We start from the raw sequence: 18995 nt of genomic DNA on the forward strand, positions 1-18995 counted from the left end.
CATGGAAAAAATGCCCAAATGGGCCGATGTAGTCCTGATCCCACTGATCAGTTTGCTGTTGGCGGCCATTCTGTCGGCGCTTGTGATCCTGGCCATTGGCGAGAACCCGATCGACGCTGTGAACCTGATGGTAACCGGCGCGCTGGGGTCAACCTATGGCTGGGGCTATACGCTCTATTACGCGACCAATTTCATGTTCACCGGCCTCGCGGTCGCCGTCGCCTTTCACGCCCGGCTGTTCAATATCGGCGGTGAAGGTCAGGCCATGCTGGGCGGGCTGGGCGTCGCGATTATCTGCCTTACGGTCCCGTGGCCGCACTGGAGCATCGCCTTGCTCGCCGCATGCGCCGCCTCGGCCCTGTTCGGCGCGGCCTGGGCTGCGATCCCGGCTTATCTGCAAGCCAAACGTGGCAGCCATATCGTGATCACCACGATCATGTTCAACTTCATCGCTGCCGCCTTCCTGAACTACATGCTGGTAAATGTGATGAAACCGGCCGGTTCGCAAGACCCGGCAACGGCGCGCTTCCCCGAAGCCACGCACTTGCCGAGCTTCCAGTCGATGTTCTCGACCGCCGAAAATGTCGTGTTCCGAGGCGCGCCGGCAAATATCTCGTTCTTTGTGGCGGTCCTGGCCTGCTTTGTGGTCTGGGCGCTGATCTGGCGGACGCGGCTGGGCTATGAGATTCGGGCTTACGGCCATTCCGAAACCGGGGCCGTTTATGCCGGTATCTCGCCTGTACGGATCACGATCATTGCGATGCTGATTTCGGGTGGATTGGCCGGAATGATGGCCATCAACAACGTCATGGGCGAGGCCGAGCGTCTGGTGCTGAACCCAACCGAAGGCGCTGGTTTCATCGGTATCGCCGTCGCCCTGATGGGTCGGTCGCACCCGTTTGGGGTTTTCCTTGCGGCGCTGCTGTTCGGGTTTCTCTATCAGGGCGGCGCGGAACTAGCGCTCTGGACTCAAATCCCGCGTGAACTGATCGTGGTTATTCAGGCGCTGGTCATCCTGTTCACCGGGGCGCTGGACAACATGGTTCGTATGCCGCTTGAAAAACTGTTCCTTGGTATGCGGAAGAGGGCTGAGTGATGGAGTTTTTCGTAACCCTCATCCAGGTTCTGGATTCGACGATCCGCCTGTCCACGCCGCTGCTGCTGGCCTGTCTGGCCGGTCTGTTTTCGGAACGGGCCGGCATCTTCGACATCGGCCTGGAAGGTAAAATGCTGATGGCAGCCTTCTTTTCGGCGGCAGTTGCGGCGGTTACAGGGTCGGTCTGGCTGGGCCTGCTGGCTGGTATCGCATCCTCATTGATGCTGTCGGGTCTGCATGGGTTGGCGTCGATCACCTTCCGGGGCAACCAGTTGATCTCGGGTGTGGCCATCAACTTTCTCGCCTCGGGGCTGACCGTTCTGATCGCACAAAGCTGGTTTCAGCAAGGCGGCCGGACGCCGTCGCTTTTTGGCGGCGGGAGGTTCGAGCCCATTAACTTTCCGTTTGCCGAGTCTCTCAGTGGTGTGCCTATTGTTGGTCCCATCTACTCCGAACTGCTCTCAGGCCATTCGATCCTGGTCTATGTGGCGTTCCTGATGGTGCCGGCGACCTGGTGGATTCTGTATCGCACCCGGTTTGGCCTGCGCCTGCGGGCTGTCGGTGAAAATCCTGCGGCAGTGGACACGGCAGGTGTATCCGTGGTCGGCCTGCGATTCGCAGCTGTCGCCATCTGCGGCGTGCTGTGTGGAATTGCCGGAGCCTATCTGGCCACGGCCTTGCAGGCGGGTTTCGTCAAGGAAATGACTGCCGGTCGCGGCTTTATCGCTCTGGCGGCCCTGATCTTTGCCAAATGGCGCCCGTGGCATGCCATGTGGGCCTGTTTGCTGTTTGGTCTGCTGCAGGCCATCGCGCTGCGATTCCAGAATATCGATCTGGGCGGCGTGGTGATTCCGGTGCAGATGATGGACGCCCTGCCCTATATCCTGACAGTGGTGATTCTGGCCGGGTTTGTCGGCAAGGCCATTCCGCCGCGGGCGGGTGGAGAGCCCTATGTGAAAGAGCGATGATAAGGCCAGTTGAAACTGAGTTTCGGTCCTGTTCGCTGCAGAGCGGCATGCAGAGTTGATTTTGCAGGCCGCAACGGCTTAAAGGGGTATGAGTGTGTACTTTCCTGCAAACCGGCAGATGCCCGCGTCCCGGTCTATACGCGCAGACCGGCCTGGTCCTATATGCCGTTAGTCACATTCTGCTTTTGAAATATTTAGGCATATGCGGCGCTATGGCGTTGCGCCTCCTAACTCAGTGCGACTAGAAGAGCCCATGCAGATTTACCTTCCCATCGCCGAAGTCTCAGTGAATGCCTTCCTTCTGTTGGGGCTGGGTGGCATGGTCGGCGTCCTGTCCGGAATGTTCGGTGTCGGCGGCGGCTTTTTGATGACGCCCCTGCTGTTTTTCATCGGCATTCCCCCGGCAGTTGCCGTTGCGACCGAAGCCAACCAGATCGTGGCATCGTCTTTTTCCGGTGTTCTGGCGCATTTCAGACGAAAGACCGTAGACTTCAAGATGGGAACGGTGCTGCTGATAGGCGGCCTGACAGGGGCAGCCTTGGGTGTGGTTGTTTTCAACTACCTCAAAAGCCTGGGGCAGGTCGATCTGCTGGTGACGCTCTGCTATGTTGTCTTCCTTGGTATCATCGGCAGTCTGATGTTTGTCGAAAGCCTCAGGGCGTTGCGCAAGGCCAAGAAAGGTGGCGCAGCACCGGCAAAACGGCGCCAGCGCGGCTGGGTCCATGCCATGCCGTTCAAGACACGGTTCCGCACTTCGGGTCTTTATATCTCGGTCATTCCACCGGCTTTGGTCGGCCTGTGTGTCGGGGTATTGTCTGCGATCATGGGCGTGGGCGGCGGCTTTATCATGGTTCCGGCCATGATCTACCTGCTGGGTATGCCTACCAAGGTTGTTGTCGGAACATCACTGTTTCAGATCATCTTTGTCACGGCCTTCACCACGATGCTGCACGCCACGACCAACTATACGGTCGATGTTGTCCTGGCGGTTCTGTTGCTGGTGGGCGGCGTCATTGGCGCTCAGATCGGAACCGTGATTGGTGCACGGATGCCAGCCGAGCAACTGCGCGTGTTGCTGGCGGCTTTGGTTCTGGCCGTTTGCGGCAAATTGGCGCTTGATCTGCTTATTGAACCTTCCGAGCTTTATTCGCTCGGCAACGGCGGGGGACACTAAGGATGCTGCGTTCGTTCATCGCCGCATTGTGCCTGTTTTGCCTGCCTGCTGTGGCAGCGGAAGAGCAGGTTGTTCTTGGTCTCAGCCAGGATCGCGTTGCCATCACTGCCACGTTCGACGGGTCCGAGATCCTCATTTTTGGGGCCATCAAACGTGAAACCCCGATCCCACCGGGCCCGCCGGTTGAAGTCATTGTTGCGATTGCCGGACCTTCCGAACCCGTCACCGTCCGCCGCAAAGAACGCAAATTGGGGATTTGGGTGAACATCGACAGCGTTTTGGTCGATCTCGCGCCCAGTTTCTATGCCGTCGCCACCAGCGGGCCTTTCAATGAAATACTGTCCGATACCGAGGACCTGCGTTACCGGGTTTCGATTGAACGTGCGATCCGTTCGGTTGGGGCCGCGATGCACATTCGGGGCGCTCAGGATTTTGCGGATGCCGTGATACGCATCCGTGAGTCTGAAGACCTGTATTCCATCCGGGAAGACACTGTTGCCGTCGACGAACAGACCTTGTTCCGCACCTCGATAGATATGCCAGCGGACCTGACGGAAGGCGACTATGCCGCCCGGATTTTTCTGACCCGTGGTGGAGAGGTCGTCTCGCAATACGAAACCGTCATTGATGTCCGCAAAGTCGGGCTGGAGCGCTTTTTGTACAATATGTCCCGCCAGCAGCCCGTCTGGTACGGTCTGATGTCACTGGTCATCGCAATTGCTGCGGGCTGGGGTGCTTCGACCGCTTTCCGTCTGTTGCGTGAGAAGTAACGGTCAACCTCTGCCTATATAGGGCATGGTCGTGGCCATGACGGTCATGAACTGCACGTTCGCCTCGGGCGGCAGGGTCGCCATATGCAAAACCGAACGCGCGGCGTCATCGACGGCCATGGTCGGATCAGGCGTCTCGCCCGCTGCCTGCGCGGCGTCGACAAGCCCCTGAACCATCTGCGTCCGCGCATTGCCGATATCGATCTGACCGCAGGCTATTCCAAAAGGCCGTCCATCAAGGGACAGGCTGCGCGTCAGCCCCGTAATGGCATGTTTCGTCGCCGAGTAATGCACCGAATTCGGGCGTGGAACATGGGCGGCAATCGAGCCGTTATTGATGAGCCGCCCGCCCTGCGGATCTTGGTGGCGCATGATCCCGAATGCTTCGCGCGCGCATAGGAACATGCCGTTCAGGTTGACGTTGACGCTGTGGAACCAATCGTCCAACGCAATCTCGTCAATCGTGCCGCCTGGCGCAAAGATACCGGCGTTGTTGAAGACAACATCCAACCGCCCCACCTTGTCCGTGAAGGACCGGAACGCCTTCTTGACGGCCTCTGGATCAGTCACATCCGCAGGCAGAACGATGGCCGCCTGATGCTGTTTCGCCAGCGCATTCAGCTTATCCTCACTGCGCGCCAGTAATCCGACTGTCCACCCTTCGGACAGAAATAGCTCGGTCGTTGCGCGGCCGATACCAGAACTCGCACCTGTTACTATGATGGATTTCATGTCTCTTCCGCCTCCAATGTCAGCGACGCTGCCGGGATTGCCCGCAAATCGTCCACTCGCAGGGGGTGGGTTGGTTTCGACAGGCGGTTGCGCACCACCCAGATCAACCGCTCTTGCGCACGTGTGATCGCGACATAGGCCAAACGTTTCCACAATGGTTGACCAGCTTCTGTCCGCCCCATGCGCGCAGCGGCGTAGATGTCGGGGGCAAACACCTGCACCGTATCCCACTGAGACCCCTGCGCCTTGTGGATCGTTACGGCAGCACCGTGCAGAAAGGTCGCGCCCATTCGGGCGGCGTACGGAATGAACGGTTCCTCTTCATCGGGCTTTTCGATCTGAACAATCGACGCGGCACTGACCTGCGGGTCTTCGGCCCCCATCACATGCAAGCGAGAAAACCCGGGCTTCCGCCCCGGCCCAAGATAAACGACCTGAGCCCCCTTGATCAGGCCGCGGGCCTCAAGATCCAGCCGTTTCTTGCGGTGCTTCAACGGCAATTCGATCCCGTCGCAGATCAATGGTTCGCCTTCCAAAAGTTCCGTATCCGGCGCGCCATGGACTTGCCTGAAAGCCTGAATCAAACGAATACGCGTTGCATTGCGCCAGACCAGAACCGGGCTGCGCGCCATCAGGTCGACCTCAACCCGTTGACCCCAGACAACCCGGTCATCCCGGCGGGAGGTTTCTTCGACAAGCCGTTCGAAATCCTCAAAACCCATCGAAGGATCGGCAAGCGCATGAGCCAGATCGAGGATTGGGTTATCCGCGTCCTGCCGGTGGACCCGTTGAAGCGTCAGCTTCCGTGGTTCAGGCAAGGCCTCAAACACCATGCTTCCAGACTGGTTTACCGGTGCCAACTGGGCCGGGTCGCCAAACAGCAGAAGGGTCGGGAAAATCTCTTTCAGGTCTTCGAACTGACGATCATCCAGCATCGACGCCTCATCGACGAACCCGATATCCAGCGGTTCATCACGACGCTTCCAACCAGTGATGAAATCCGACCCACGCAAACCGGCTGCGGCCAGCGCACCAGGGATCGATTTGTTGTTCTCGTAAAACGCTGCAGCCCGATCCAGCGCTTCATCCGTCAGGCCTTCGATTTCGGGGCGTTCGTCATTGCCTGCCAGCCATTCGGCGATACGCTCATATTCCGGGTCATAAACCGGCGTGTACAGGATGCGGTGTATCGTGGTGGCGGGCACGCCGCGCAAACGCAGAACGCTTGCAGCTTTGTTCGTGGGGGCCAGAATAGCAAGGCTGCGCTTATCTCTCGATTTGCGGCTTTCGTAATCGCCGGACACGATCTGAACACCCGTCTCCGCCAGCGCTTTGTATAACTCGGCCAACAGCAGGGTTTTACCCGAACCCGCCTTGCCGATCACGGCCATCACGCCGGATTTTCCTGCCCCTGGCAGCTTCAGAAGGGCATCATCTTCCAGATCGACACCCGCCGACCGCAGCATCTCGGCGATGCTGTCATATGCGGCGGCCTGATCGTCCGAGAAAGTCACATTTGGCAAAGACATGGCGCGACCCTACAGGGCCGCGCCAGCCACCACCAGATGTGGATTTGCGTTTTACGGCACTTAGGCTGACAGGGCGAACCGGTGCTGTTTTTTGGGCCCGAATGCGGTCTTGAACCACATCCGCGAGAGCTCGCGCGGGATGCCCGCACGTTCAGCCACACGGTTGCAGTCGTCTGCAGAATATGGCCACAACCCGACCGAGATCTGATCCCGCCCACTGCCTTGGGTTCCCAGAACCTCGGGCGAGGATCCAATCAGGCGATAGATCCTGATCATGCGCGCGTCGAACACGCCCGCGATATGGGTCAGGCCAAATCCTTCCATCATTTCACCGCCGCTCAGCATTATGGCACCGGCCGTGTGCGGGCTGGCTGTACGGGACAGGCAAAACCGCGTCACCTCCCAGATCAGCGGGCTGCAAATCGGCTTGCCGACATTCAGGTGTCCGAACACTTCATTGATCATCACGCGGCCCGTTGTCGGAAGAACCCGCATCGACCCCCCGTGGCTTCCATCCGGCTCTTCCCAAATCACGTAGAGCGGATTGAGATCGTCGTATTCATCCCGCTCTTCCCCCTTTTTGTTGATGTGGACATCCCACCCCAGCCGGGTTTTGAACTGATCCGCACGATCCCTGAACATCCCCTCTGCCAGATTCGGAAATCTATGTAACTCATCGGCATACAAATAACGCAACATGACTTGTTCCCCTTGTCGTCCTGTGCAGGAACGAAGGGGGTACAGAGTCGTGGTTAATATAGCGTGTGGAGGCCGCCCGGTCCTTAAACCACTATTAATCCTCGGCTAAGCGCCGTGGCGATTGCATGGGTGGTGTTATGGGCGCCCAATTTGGACCGTGCGCTCTCGATATACACGCGCAACGTGTGCTCGGAAATCGACAGGGAATGCGCCACCTGGGCGCGACTGTAACCCAATGCCAAAAGGGTGATCGCGTCAATTTCCCTCGGGGACAAGCTGCGGGTTGAGTCCGGTTGCCTGTCTTTTTCAAATTCCAGCGCTTTGCGATTTATGTAGTGCGCAACAAGGATCAATTCGCGCCCATAGGTCGAGATGAAGTCTTGCCAGCTGTGATCGTCGCAACTGTGGTTCACCGTAAACAAAGCGAACTGACCATTCGGCCCCCGGATCGGGATGGAATACCCCTGATTGCCAACACCATGGCTCTGCGCATCCTGAAGGAAGGCTTTGGCCACTTTGCCGGACCAATCCAGAGACTTCCAGTCAACCGGGTGAAATCGTTGGAAACACCCCAGGATGACAGGATCTATGCGGTGGTAGTTTTTTTCCCTGTACCGCTCATCCCATGCGTCGGAATAGGTGGTATAGCCGTACTGGTCTCCGGCACCGTCGACCCAGTGATACGTCAGGTGTTCAACCTTCAATGTGCCGCGCAGACGCTCGGCAACGATGCTGAGTTCTTCAAGCGTGTTGGTGTTTTCCAAATCCTGCAGGATTTGACCCAAATCGACCTTCTTTCCCATCCGCGGGCGCCCGTGCCTCGTTCTTCAAGGACGCAATCTCGGCCGCGGCGATCAGTCTTGTGTCATCAAGCTGTTCTGCAAGCGCGCTCAACCCGTTCGCAACGGCGAAAGCGTTGAGGTCCGACAATACGTCCAATATCCACTCATTTTGCGCCATCAGGGTCTCTCTGAAACAGTTAACGAAGGGTTAACACAACCATAACATGTATGATCTTTTTCGTCCTATTCACCGGTTTCTACTCCCCAAAAATAGCGATGGGCGAAAACGCAAGCATTTGAAAGATCATCAGAGGTCTGAAGAACGCAAAACACCCGCGAAGCGGCAAGGCGATTCGCGGGTGTTTTTTGTCTAAATCCCCTAAAGGCGATCAGCCTGCGTCCAGGACTTCTTCAAGGGTGCGCAATCCGGTGCGGGGCGCCTGAACCAGAACGGACATGTTGCCCGGCTTGTGTTCGTTCCGCAGCATTTTCATATGCGCTTCCGGCAGGTCGTTCCAGGCGAATACCTCGGACATGCAGGGGTCCAGTCGGCGTTCGACCATCAGCTTGTTCGCAGCGGCCGCCTGTTTCAAATGAGCAAAATGCGAACCCTGCAGGCGCTTCTGGTGCATCCACATGTAACGCACATCGAACGTGCAGTTGAAACCCGAGGTTCCGGCGCAAATCACCACCATGCCGCCTTTTTTCACCACGAAGGTCGATACCGGGAAGGTGCTTTCACCCGGGTGCTCGAACACCATATCGACATTGTTGCCTTTGCCGGTGATGTCCCAGATCGCCTTGCCGAATTTGCGGGCCTCTTTGAACCATTCGGCATATTCCGGCGTGTTCACTGTAGGCAGCTGACCCCAGCAGTTAAAGTCGCGGCGGTTTAGTACGCCTTTGGCACCCAGCCCCATCACGAAATCACGTTTGCTTTCGTCCGAGATCACACCGATCGCATTTGCTCCGGCGGTGTTGATCAGCTGGATCGCATAGGAACCGAGACCGCCCGACGCGCCCCAGACCAAAACGTTCTGGCCCGGTTTCAGATCGTGCGGCTCGTGGCCAAACAGCATCCGGTACGCAGTGGCCAGCGTCAGAGTGTAGCACGCGGCTTCTTCCCATGTCAGGTGCTTGGGACGCGGCATCAGCTGCTGAGCCTGCACGCGGGTAAACTGGCTGAACGAACCGTCCGGAGTCTCATATCCCCAGATCCGCTGGCTGGTTGAATACATCGGATCGCCGCCGTTGCATTCTTCGTCATCGCCATCGTCCTGGTTGCAATGGATGACAACCTCATCGCCCACTTTCCAGCGCTTTACCTTGTCGCCAACCGCCCAAACGATGCCCGATGCGTCCGAACCGGCGATGTGATAAGGGGCCTTGTGGCCATCAAACGGGCTGATCGGCTGACCCAGAGCGGCCCAGACACCGTTGTAGTTCACGCCGGCAGCCATAACCAGAACCAGCACTTCGTTGCTGTCCAGAGTCGGGATATCAACGACTTCCTGCTGCATGGCCGTGTTCGGCTCGCCATGGCGCTCCTTGCGGATGGCCCAGGCGTACATTTGCTTTGGGACATATCCCATCGGGGGGATTTCGCCCATTTCATAGAGATCTTTTTCGGGTGCCTCGTACGACGCGATACCACTTTCGGTGTCCAAAGCCATGCTGGCCTCCTCTATCAATACCTTTGCCGCGACGCAGAATCGCGCGCTTCACGGACTGAAATATTGACCATCGCGTAATATTGCAACCGTTTTTGGCGTTGATTTGTAATTTTATGACCCAGCGGATGCAGAAAGTCATTTTGCGACTGCAGAATTTTCACTGCCGGACCCAACTGGCGCAGAAGCCGCATAATAGTCTAATAGATCGCTTCGCTCACCCGATACCGTCAGCATATGCCCCTGGCGGCCCAGAATCCGGCGTTCAACCAACTGATCCAAGGCGTTTGATATGGCCTGCGCGTTGTCTTTGGATTGCTGGTTATCACGCTCCATCATCTGTTGAATGTGTGACAACACTTCCTTTTCAGGCATCGGCCCATTGTCCCGGACCAGCAAACAGGCCGCAGGGGCCGGTACCAGCGGGATAGCGTTCTGGATACGCTGCATCAGTGCCCGCGCCAGATCGGTCATCATGTCGTCACTACCACTAGCCCGGAATTCTTTCAGAGAAATTGGCTGCCCGTAGCGAACCGACGCCAGACCAAACCGTTTGTATCGCCCGATTAAACGTCGCCAAAGCTGCTTGAGAATCCAGCGCGTGATTACACCGATCCGGGCCCGGAATCGCCGCTCTGTCCCAAGTGCGGCTCGGGTCAGGATGGTGTCTTCCAGAACGCGGTCGTAATTCAGTGCAACCGGTACAAAGACCACATCACGGCCCTGAGGCGACGTCCCGTCCATAATGTACTTGAGCAATCCAAGCTTTGGGCGGGCGAGCGCGCCCGTCAGGCTCAACCCGCCTTCTGGAAACATGGCCTGTGTCACACCAGCTTCGGTCGCATGGCGCACATAGGTGGACAGAACCTGGCGATAGAGCTCGCTGCCGGACTTGCGGCGGATGAAGTAGGCGCCCATTGCCCGGATCAATCGGCTCAGCGGCCAGACCCGTGCCCACTCTCCCACCGCATAGGACAATGCTGAATGCCGGGCTGCCAGATAGGTAACCAGCACGTAATCCATGTTGCTTCGGTGGTTCATGACGAAAACGACCGTTGCATCAGGGTCGATATTCTGGATCGCCTCTTCGTCTTCGTAGCTAAGCCGTACCTCGTAGAACGTGTTGCTTAGCAGCCGGGCCAGTCGGATCGCAAAGCTGAAATAGGCGAAGGCCGAAAAGGAAGGCACGATCTCGCGGGCATAACGGCGCGCCTGCTCAGACGCGACGGCTTCGGGTATACCGGTTTCGCGGGCGTGCTGCTGAACCGCTTGCCCCACCTGCGGATCATAAATCAGCCGCTGAATCATGTCATGTCGACCGGCCAGCTTGAAAGGTTGGATCGGGCGTTGCAGGCGCTGGTTCAGCCGCACCACCGCGCGCTCTAGCCGACGGCGAAAGAACCAGCGAACAGACGGGAACAGGAAATGCGATGCGAAAGTGACCATGGCAAAGACCACGATCAGCATGAAAAGCCAAAGCGGAAGTTCCACGGTTTGCATCATGGCCGCACATTGCCACCAATCGCGGCCACTCACAATCTGAACAATTGCAGGATGCCGCAACGCAGCGAATTGACATGTCCCGAAAATTGCGCTTTAGAACCCCAAGACGTAATTTTATTGCCCACCGAAACGCGAGGCCCCGCTATGACGCAGACGCAGAAAGATCGCCCCTGGCTCATCCGAACCTATGCCGGTCATTCCACCGCCAAGGCCTCGAACGCGCTGTATCGCGGCAACCTTGCAAAGGGACAAACCGGCCTTTCGGTTGCCTTCGATCTGCCAACGCAAACCGGATATGACAGCGACCACACGCTGGCGCGCGGCGAAGTCGGCAAAGTCGGCGTACCGGTCTGCCATCTGGGTGACATGCGGGTTTTGTTCGACCAAATCCCGCTGGAGCAAATGAACACGTCGATGACGATCAATGCGACAGCGCCTTGGTTGCTTGCCCTTTATATCGCAGTGGCCGAGGAACAGGGCGCGGATGTCTCGAAACTGCAGGGCACGGTTCAGAACGATCTGATCAAGGAATATCTGAGCCGCGGTACTTATGTGTGCCCGCCCAAACCGTCGCTGAAGATGATCGCGGATGTGGCCGAGTATTGCTATACCAACGTCCCAAAGTGGAACCCGATGAATGTGTGCTCGTACCACCTGCAAGAGGCAGGGGCGACACCGGAACAGGAGCTCGCATATGCGCTGGCCACAGCCATTGCCGTGTTGGACGAGTTGCGCCCCCGCGTTCCGGCCGAGGATTTCCCGGCCCTGTGCGGTCGAATTTCGTTCTTTGTGAACGCAGGCATCCGCTTTGTCACCGAAATGTGCAAAATGCGCGCATTCGTCGACCTTTGGGATGAGATTCTGCAACAGCGCTATGGCGTTGAGAACCCGAAGTTCCGCCGATTCCGCTATGGCGTGCAGGTGAACTCGCTTGGCCTGACCGAGCAACAGCCTGAAAACAACGTCTACCGCATTCTGATCGAGATGCTGGCTGTGACCCTCTCGAAAAACGCACGCGCGCGCGCCGTGCAATTGCCCGCCTGGAACGAGGCGCTTGGCCTGCCGCGCCCCTGGGACCAGCAATGGTCGATGCGGATGCAGCAGATTCTGGCCTATGAAACCGATTTGCTGGAGTTTGATGACCTGTTCGATGGCAACCCGGCCGTTGATGCCAAAGTCGAAGAACTGAAGACAGGTGCGCGGGCAGAACTGGCCAACCTGGATTCGATGGGTGGCGCGGTTGCATCAATTGAATACATGAAATCCCGCCTTGTGGATTCCAACGCCGAACGCCTGAACCGGATCGAACGCAACGAAACAGTTGTTGTCGGTGTAAACAAATGGATGGAAGGTGAAGCCTCCCCGCTGCAAACCGAAGACGGTGGCATCATGGTCGTTGACCCAGCGGTGGAACAGGAGCAAATCGACCGCCTGAACGCGTGGCGCACCGAGCGGGACGAAGCCGCAGTGGCAGCCACCTTGGCAGCGTTGCGCGAAGCGGCACAGACCGGGGCAAACGTCATGGAACCGTCCATTGCCGCTGCCAAGGCAGGCGTAACAACGGGTGAATGGGCCGAAGAGATGCGCAAGGTCTATGGCACCTATCGCGGTCCGACCGGTGTCTCGGGGTCCGTCTCCAATAAGACCGAAGGGCTGGACGATCTACGCGCAGCCGTTGACGCCGTCAGCGACAAGCTGGGGCGCCGTTTGAAGTTCCTGGTGGGCAAACCCGGGTTGGACGGCCATTCCAACGGCGCCGAACAGATTGCCTTCCGCGCCCGCGATTGCGGCATGGACATCAGCTATGAGGGCATTCGCCTTACGCCCGAGGAAATCGTTGCCGCTGCCCGCGAAGATGACGCGCATGTCATTGGGCTGTCGATCCTGTCCGGCAGCCACCTGCCGTTGGTAGAAGACGTTCTGGATCGTCTGAAAAAGGCGGGCCTGCTGCATATTCCTGTAGTGGTCGGTGGAATCATCCCGGACGAGGATGCCGAAAAACTCAAAAATATGGGCGTGGCTAAGGTCTATACCCCGAAAAACTTTGAGCTTAACGCGATCATGGGCGATATTGTGACCTTGGTGGACCCCAAAAACCTCGCAGCAGAATAACTGAGGTTTTAAAACGCTTTTTCCCCGTTTCTGCCCCTTACATATTTGGGATGGAATAAACCGTGTTTTGGAATTACGGTGCGCGATCATGTGCACCGTAATTCAAATTTAATGGAGATGAATGATGGGGATCAATCTTGAACAAATGTCCCGCAAAGACCTTTTGGCTCTGCGAAGTGACGTAGAAAAAGCACTGGAAAGTGCCGAAAAGCGCGAACGTCAAGCAGCTTTGAAAGCGGCCGAAAAAGCAGCCGCGGAATTCGGCTTCTCTCTGTCCGAGCTGTCTGGCGATGGATCGAGAAGCGCTAAATCATCGAAAACAAAGGCAAAATATCGCAACCCGGCAAACCCAGAACAAACCTGGACCGGCCGTGGTCGCAAGCCTCAATGGGTGCATGACGCATTGACTGCAGGTGCAGATATTTCTGATTTGGAAATCTAATCAGAGCGTTTCGGAAAAAATGACAATTCATATTGGCGCTGAAAAAGGCGAAATAGCAGAAACCGTTCTGTTGCCGGGTGATCCCTACCGGGCAAAATGGGCAGCCGAGACGTTTTTGGATGACGTCAAACTGGTCAATAACGTTCGGGGAATGCTTGGCTTTACCGGAAACTGGAAGGGAAACCCTGTGACGATACAGGGAAGTGGCATGGGAATGCCTTCTCTTTCAATTTACGTAAACGAGTTGATTCGAGATTACGGTGCGAAGACCCTGATCCGCATTGGATCATGCGGTGGAATGCAGGAAAGCGTTAAAATTCGCGACGTTATTCTTGCCATGACGTCAACCACGCTAAGCACCCCGTCGCGCGGGATCATGAAAGAGCTCAACTTTGCACCCTGCGCCGACTGGGATTTGTTGCAGGCCGCGGCGATTGCAGCGGCGGCAAAGGGAACGCCGACCCATGTTGGCGGGATCTATTCGTCAGATGTTTTCTATGACGAGCGCCCGGACCTGAACGAACAGATGGTGCGTCACGGTATTCTGGGGGTCGAGATGGAAGCGGCCGAGCTGTACATACTTGCCGCGCGTCACAAGTGCCGGGCCTTGGCCGTACTTACCGTGTCCGATCACCTGCTGACAGGCGAGGCCCTGCCTTCGTCCGAGCGCGAAAGCAGCTTTGGCGAGATGGTGGAAATCGCGCTTCAGGCTGCGTTCCCGACCAGCTAATGGGACGAGGGCACCATACGGTGCCCGCCAGTATTACCGCCCGTGCGTGCGATCATACCCGTTGCGCGCCGGGCTTTCCCACCCGTTCAAATCGCCGTCAATCGGGGCAAAAACCTCGACCAGCAACGGGAAGCAGGCGGCCGTGTCCGAGGAATGCTCGGACGAACAATCCCCACCCGGACAGGCGCTCAGGTTGCCAAGCAGATCAATCTCGGCAAAGAACTCAAGATAGTCGCCGGGACGCACAGGTGAGGCTTTCATGAAGTACTGACCCGTGTCCCGGGTAAAGCCCGTGCACATGAAGACATTCAGAACGTCGTGCACCGCTTTTTCGGCTTCGGGCAGAGGAATCTTCAAATGATCCGCCAATGCGCGGGTCAGGTTGGAGTGGCAACAATGGTGGTACTGCGTGCCCGACAACAGGTTGCCTGTATACGGATCGCACCGCGTACCGATCACGTCATGAACCGAGCCGCCATAAGCGTCGATCCCGTACCATTCCAGCGTGTCTGCAATGATCGTGGCCATCGGGCGCAGGTGAGGGAAACTGGACCACATCCGCTCTCCTGTGGTCAGATGTGTGCCATGCAGCGCTCGGGTTTTTCCGGAATAAAACCGCTCGGACAGATCATTGCGGTTCCACAGGTTCAGATCGCCAACCTGCGGACCTTCGATTGAAGTAATGCGAAAGAAGTGCCCCGCCGGAACTTCGAAACAACGCGCATCGCGCGGAGGAACCAGCACCTCACCTGTTTTGACCGCACGTTGGCGCAGGGATCTCATCCACGTCACATCTGGTCGCGGCAATGCGTCGTTAGGATAACAAATGACAGGGGCAACCGCACGGCGTGCGTCGGCGTCTTCGGGTGGGCGGATGGGGTTTTCGGAACCGGTCATGGTCCGCAGAGTGGCGCATTACTCTGGCCCTGAAAAGTCGGAACCTTCAGAGATCACGCGTCTTCGCACATCGCAGCGGTTGATCTTGACCTGCGATTTCCGCCCCGCAGAAGCTGCACCGCCAGACGCCATGGCTTTTGTCTTGCCGCCACCGGCAATCGCGCGTCAGCCCTGAATGGCGCGAGCGCCAGACAAAATAGGCAAACACACCGGCCGCCAGAAGAAGCAGAAGAACAGGCATTCCTCTGCTTTGCTGATTAACCGTCGTATTTCAAGCCTTGCGTCCTCGTATCAGGCCGCATTTGCGTATTCGAACAGGTCGGGTTCTTTGTCCGCTTTCACGGGCTCCGGCATGTAGTAGGCCCATGCCTGTTCAAGCAGTTCCAACGCCTCTTGGGCGTCGACTTTTTGATTGGAGGTTTCTGATTTCATTGGAGTGATCCTGATTCAATCTCATCACTCCTCCCTGCCCAAAAAATAAGGCAACGCAGCACGGGCCGCATCGCCTGATTTTGCAAGTTTGCCATGCGGTTATTGCAAACCGTCCGCGCGCTCAGACCGCGCGCTCGACCATCATTTTCTTGATTTCGGCAATCGCCTGTGCCGGGTTCAATCCCTTCGGACAAGTCTTGGCGCAGTTCATGATGGTGTGGCAACGATAAAGCTTGAAGGGATCTTCCAGCTCGTCCAAACGCTCTCCTGTCGCTTCGTCCCGACTGTCGATGATCCAGCGATAAGCGTGAAGCAACGCGGCCGGGCCAAGATAGCGATCGCCGTTCCACCAATAGCTGGGGCACGAGGTCGAGCAGCTGGCGCACATCACGCATTCATATAGGCCATCCAGCTTTTTGCGATCTTCGATGGACTGCTTCCATTCCTTCGCGGGGCGGTTGGTCTTGGTTTCCAGCCACGGCATGATCGAGGCATGCTGCGCGTAGAAATGGGTCAGATCGGGGATCAGGTCCTTGACCACCGGCATATGCGGCAGCGGGTAAATCTTTACGTCGCCCTTGATCTCATCCATGCCATATATACAGGCCAGCGTGTTGATCCCGTCGATGTTCATCGCGCAGGAACCACAGATGCCTTCGCGGCACGACCGGCGGAATGTCAGGGTTGGATCAATCTCGTTCTTGATCTTGATCAGCGCATCCAAAATCATCGGCCCGCACGTATCCATGTCAACGAAATACGTATCGACACGGGGGTTCTGACCGTCATCTGGGTTCCAGCGATAGATCTGGAACTTGCGCACGTTGGTGGCGCCTTCTGGCTTGGGCCAGGTCTTACCGGTGGTGATCCGGGAATTCTTGGGCAGGGTCAGTTGAACCATGTCAATTCTCCATTCAGCCTGTCCGGGCGCGATCAGCCGCGCCTCGATTATAGTGCCCCCAATGGGCAATGTTCACGTCAAAATCCGAAGACAACCAATCGGCGACAGCCTGCGGGTCATCCCGGTCGATGTCAAAACGCAGAAAGTGCGGGTTGCCGTCAAAATAGGTCTCAACCTCGGCATGGTGCACATCGTACATATGCGCCCAGCCTTGTTTCACCTCTTCAGCTGTTTGGCCATTGGCCGCGCAGCAGCGTTCCAGATAACCGCCCTTGGTATGGTTGGCACGCGACGCAATCCAGTCATCCCGGTTTCGCGTATTCAGAAGAAAGTAGGCATCCGGGTAAGCGGCGTGCAGATCCCGGAATAATCGCGCACCGTCCAGCATGAAGCGCGCATTGACGAAGGCAATGTCCGTGAACGCTCTTACCGCTCCAAATCCGCTCAGCGGTTTGCGCCCCATGGCGATGTTGGTCATCATGCGCTGTGCCAGGTTCTGACCCTGCTCATCTTTCCAATGCAATGACGGGATTCCGCTGTTCTGAAACAGCTTGTGGAACGAAGTCGTCGCGCACCGATTGAGGCCAATCAGAATGATCTTGGGATCGCTTTTCCCTGAACTCAAAACCTCAACCGTCATGGCAAGCACCAGATACGCGCTGCCTGCTGGCCTAAGGCCCAGGTGAAGTCCGTGGATATCGGGCGCCTACACACCATTGCCTGACGTCCCAGCCCCTTAGAACGTCCGCGCCTTGGGCGCGATTTTCTGCAGGCTGATACCGCCTTGCTCCTCGGTAGTCAGAGGATCCACGATGACTGGACGATAGCTAAGCTCGACCTCGTTGCCCTCAACCCGGCTGACCGTGTGAACACGCCAGTTTTCGTCATCACGCTCTGAGAAATCCTCATGCGCGTGGGCGCCACGGGATTCCTTGCGCGCCTCGGCGCCGACAATGGTGGCCAGCGCGTTGGGCATCAGGTTGGTCAGTTCCAGCGTCTCCATCAGGTCGCTGTTCCAGACCAGCGAACGGTCGGTGACTTTCAGATCGTCCATCTTGGCGGCAATCGCGGTCATCTTTTCGACGCCTTCTGCCATTGTCTTGGCGGTCCGGAACACAGCTGCGTCGGCCTGCATGGTTTTCTGCATCTCAAGCCGCAGGTCCGCGGTCGGGACCGAGCCGCTGGCATTGCGAACGGCATCAAACCGATCAAAGGCTTTGTCAACCGATGCCTGGTTCAGAACCGGGTTCGACGCTTCGGCATCGACAACCTTACCGGCGCGGATCGCGGCCGCGCGGCCAAACACCACAAGGTCGATCAACGAGTTCGATCCCAGACGGTTCGCCCCATGGACCGAGGCGCAACCGGCTTCGCCGACGGCCATCAGGCCCGGAACAACTGCAGTCGGATCGTCGGCGGTGGGATTCAGAACCTCACCCCAATAGTTCGTCGGGATACCGCCCATGTTATAGTGCACGGTCGGCAGAACCGGGATCGGTTCACGGGTCACGTCCACCCCGGCAAATACGCGCGCCGATTCCGAAATACCCGGCAGTCGCTCGGCCAGCGCCTCGGCGGGCAGGTGGCTGAGGTTCAGGTGAATGTGGTCGCCATTCTCGCCATGGCCCCGGCCTTCGCGGATTTCCATGGTCATCGAACGCGAGACGTAATCGCGTGGTGCCAGATCCTTGTACTGGGGCGCGTAGCGCTCCATGAACCGCTCGCCTTCCGAGTTGGTCAGATATCCGCCCTCACCACGTGCGCCTTCGGTGATCAGACAGCCCGAGCCATAGATGCCGGTCGGGTGGAACTGAACGAACTCCATATCCTGCAGGGCCAGGCCCGCGCGGGCGACCATGCCGCCACCGTCACCGGTGCAGGTATGGGCCGAGGTGGCGCTGAAATAGGCCCGGCCATAGCCGCCGGTTGCCAGCACCACCATCTTGGCGTTGAAGACGTGCATCGTGCCATCGTCCAGCTTCCAGCAGACGACACCCTGACATTGTCCGTCGTCGGACATGATCAGGTCGATGGCGAAGTATTCAATATAGAATTCGGCGTTGTTTTTCAGCGACTGGCCATAAAGCGTATGAAGGATCGCGTGCCCGGTCCGGTCAGCCGCAGCGCAGGTGCGCTGCACCGCGGGGCCTTCGCCGAATTCGGTGGTGTGGCCACCAAAGGGGCGCTGATAGATCTTGCCCTCCTCGGTCCGGCTGAAGGGAACGCCGTAATGCTCCAATTCATAAACCGCCTTGGGAGCCTCGCGCGCCAGATACTCCATCGCGTCGGTATCACCCAGCCAGTCCGAGCCCTTGACGGTGTCATACATGTGCCACTGCCAATGGTCCGGCCCCATGTTCGACAGCGAAGCGGCAATTCCGCCCTGCGCCGCGACCGTGTGTGAGCGTGTCGGGAAAACCTTGGTCACACAGGCCGTGCGCAACCCCTGTTCCGCCATGCCCAGTGTGGCCCGCAGACCTGCACCACCGGCGCCGACAACGACCACGTCATATTCATGCGTTTCGTATTCGTATGCAGCCATTTCTTTCAGCTCCGGG

At 57.7% G+C, this 18995-nt stretch carries 19 protein-coding genes; 8 read left to right on the forward strand and 11 right to left on the reverse strand.

Going from position 1 to position 18995, the window contains the following annotated elements; all coding sequences use genetic code 11:
• Window position 1: 1 nt before the first annotated feature.
• From ACR0LF_RS07545 to ACR0LF_RS07560, 4 genes are all read left to right on the forward strand, one after another.
• A complete protein-coding gene (locus tag ACR0LF_RS07545; RefSeq protein WP_480579264.1) occupies window positions 2-1096 on the forward strand; it encodes an ABC transporter permease in 1095 nt (364 codons plus the stop codon).
• Window positions 1096-2064: an ABC transporter permease gene (locus tag ACR0LF_RS07550; protein ID WP_480579266.1), complete on the forward strand. Its 969-nt coding sequence runs from the start codon at window positions 1096-1098 to the stop codon at window positions 2062-2064. Before ACR0LF_RS07545 ends, ACR0LF_RS07550 begins: the two co-directional genes overlap by 1 nt.
• 253 nt (window positions 2065-2317) lie before the next feature.
• Window positions 2318-3238: a sulfite exporter TauE/SafE family protein gene (locus ACR0LF_RS07555; RefSeq protein WP_480579268.1), complete on the forward strand. Its 921-nt coding sequence runs from the start codon at window positions 2318-2320 to the stop codon at window positions 3236-3238.
• A gap of 2 nt (window positions 3239-3240) precedes the next feature.
• Window positions 3241-4008, forward strand: coding sequence for a TIGR02186 family protein (locus tag ACR0LF_RS07560; protein WP_480579270.1), 768 nt, complete (start codon window positions 3241-3243; stop codon window positions 4006-4008).
• A 3-nt stretch (window positions 4009-4011) separates the two neighbouring features.
• Here ACR0LF_RS07560 and ACR0LF_RS07565 read toward each other — a convergent pair whose 3' ends face one another.
• From ACR0LF_RS07565 to ACR0LF_RS07590, 6 genes are all read right to left on the reverse strand, one after another.
• Entirely contained in the window at window positions 4012-4740 is a 729-nt protein-coding gene (locus ACR0LF_RS07565; protein WP_480579272.1) for an SDR family oxidoreductase, read from the reverse strand.
• Window positions 4737-6269, reverse strand: coding sequence for an ATP-dependent DNA helicase (locus tag ACR0LF_RS07570; protein WP_480579274.1), 1533 nt, complete (start codon window positions 6267-6269; stop codon window positions 4737-4739). Before ACR0LF_RS07570 ends, ACR0LF_RS07565 begins: the two co-directional genes overlap by 4 nt.
• Window positions 6270-6329: 60 nt before the next feature.
• A complete protein-coding gene (locus ACR0LF_RS07575) occupies window positions 6330-6968 on the reverse strand; it encodes an acyl-homoserine-lactone synthase (RefSeq protein WP_480579276.1) in 639 nt (212 codons plus the stop codon).
• 83 nt (window positions 6969-7051) lie between these two features.
• Window positions 7052-7771 carry a helix-turn-helix transcriptional regulator gene (locus ACR0LF_RS07580; RefSeq protein WP_480579278.1) on the reverse strand — a complete coding sequence of 240 codons (720 nt, stop codon included), beginning with the start codon at window positions 7769-7771 and terminating at the stop codon, window positions 7052-7054.
• A 368-nt stretch (window positions 7772-8139) separates the two neighbouring features.
• Window positions 8140-9423: a crotonyl-CoA carboxylase/reductase gene (gene ccrA, locus ACR0LF_RS07585; RefSeq protein WP_480579280.1), complete on the reverse strand. Its 1284-nt coding sequence runs from the start codon at window positions 9421-9423 to the stop codon at window positions 8140-8142.
• Between the two features lie 135 nt (window positions 9424-9558).
• Complete coding sequence (locus ACR0LF_RS07590) at window positions 9559-10923, reverse strand: 1-acyl-sn-glycerol-3-phosphate acyltransferase (protein WP_480579576.1); 1365 nt, start codon at window positions 10921-10923, stop codon at window positions 9559-9561.
• A 51-nt stretch (window positions 10924-10974) separates the two neighbouring features.
• On the opposite strand from ACR0LF_RS07590, the gene ACR0LF_RS07595 reads away from it, so the two are divergent.
• From ACR0LF_RS07595 to deoD, 3 genes are all read left to right on the forward strand, one after another.
• Complete coding sequence (locus tag ACR0LF_RS07595) at window positions 10975-13035, forward strand: methylmalonyl-CoA mutase family protein (RefSeq protein ID WP_480579282.1); 2061 nt, start codon at window positions 10975-10977, stop codon at window positions 13033-13035.
• A gap of 124 nt (window positions 13036-13159) precedes the next feature.
• A complete protein-coding gene (locus ACR0LF_RS07600) occupies window positions 13160-13477 on the forward strand; it encodes an H-NS histone family protein (RefSeq protein ID WP_480579284.1) in 318 nt (105 codons plus the stop codon).
• Window positions 13478-13496: 19 nt separating this feature from the next.
• Entirely contained in the window at window positions 13497-14207 is a 711-nt protein-coding gene (gene deoD / locus ACR0LF_RS07605) for a purine-nucleoside phosphorylase (RefSeq protein ID WP_480579286.1), read from the forward strand.
• Between the two features lie 33 nt (window positions 14208-14240).
• Here the strand turns inward: deoD and ACR0LF_RS07610 are convergent, their stop codons facing one another.
• Entirely contained in the window at window positions 14241-15104 is an 864-nt protein-coding gene (locus tag ACR0LF_RS07610) for an urea carboxylase-associated family protein (RefSeq protein ID WP_480579288.1), read from the reverse strand.
• Between ACR0LF_RS07610 and ACR0LF_RS07615 the strand changes: the two genes are divergently transcribed.
• On the forward strand, window positions 15034-15279 hold the full coding sequence (locus ACR0LF_RS07615) for a hypothetical protein (RefSeq protein ID WP_480579582.1): 246 nt from the start codon (window positions 15034-15036) through the stop codon (window positions 15277-15279). The two genes, ACR0LF_RS07610 and ACR0LF_RS07615, sit on opposite strands and share 71 nt — an antisense overlap.
• 116 nt (window positions 15280-15395) lie before the next feature.
• On the opposite strand, the gene ACR0LF_RS07620 is transcribed toward ACR0LF_RS07615, so the two are convergent.
• The 4 genes from ACR0LF_RS07620 to sdhA form a co-directional block, all read right to left on the reverse strand.
• On the reverse strand, window positions 15396-15536 hold the full coding sequence (locus ACR0LF_RS07620) for a hypothetical protein (RefSeq protein ID WP_480579290.1): 141 nt from the start codon (window positions 15534-15536) through the stop codon (window positions 15396-15398).
• A gap of 121 nt (window positions 15537-15657) precedes the next feature.
• The gene (locus ACR0LF_RS07625; RefSeq protein WP_480579292.1) at window positions 15658-16437 is read right to left on the reverse strand and encodes a succinate dehydrogenase iron-sulfur subunit; all 780 of its coding nucleotides are present in this window, start codon (window positions 16435-16437) and stop codon (window positions 15658-15660) included.
• A 13-nt stretch (window positions 16438-16450) separates the two neighbouring features.
• The gene (locus tag ACR0LF_RS07630; RefSeq protein WP_480579294.1) at window positions 16451-17077 is read right to left on the reverse strand and encodes a sulfotransferase; all 627 of its coding nucleotides are present in this window, start codon (window positions 17075-17077) and stop codon (window positions 16451-16453) included.
• A 96-nt stretch (window positions 17078-17173) separates the two neighbouring features.
• Entirely contained in the window at window positions 17174-18979 is a 1806-nt protein-coding gene (gene sdhA / locus ACR0LF_RS07635) for a succinate dehydrogenase flavoprotein subunit (protein WP_480579296.1), read from the reverse strand.
• Window positions 18980-18995 lie beyond the last annotated feature (16 nt).

The organism is Ruegeria sp. E8 (assembly GCF_056533985.1).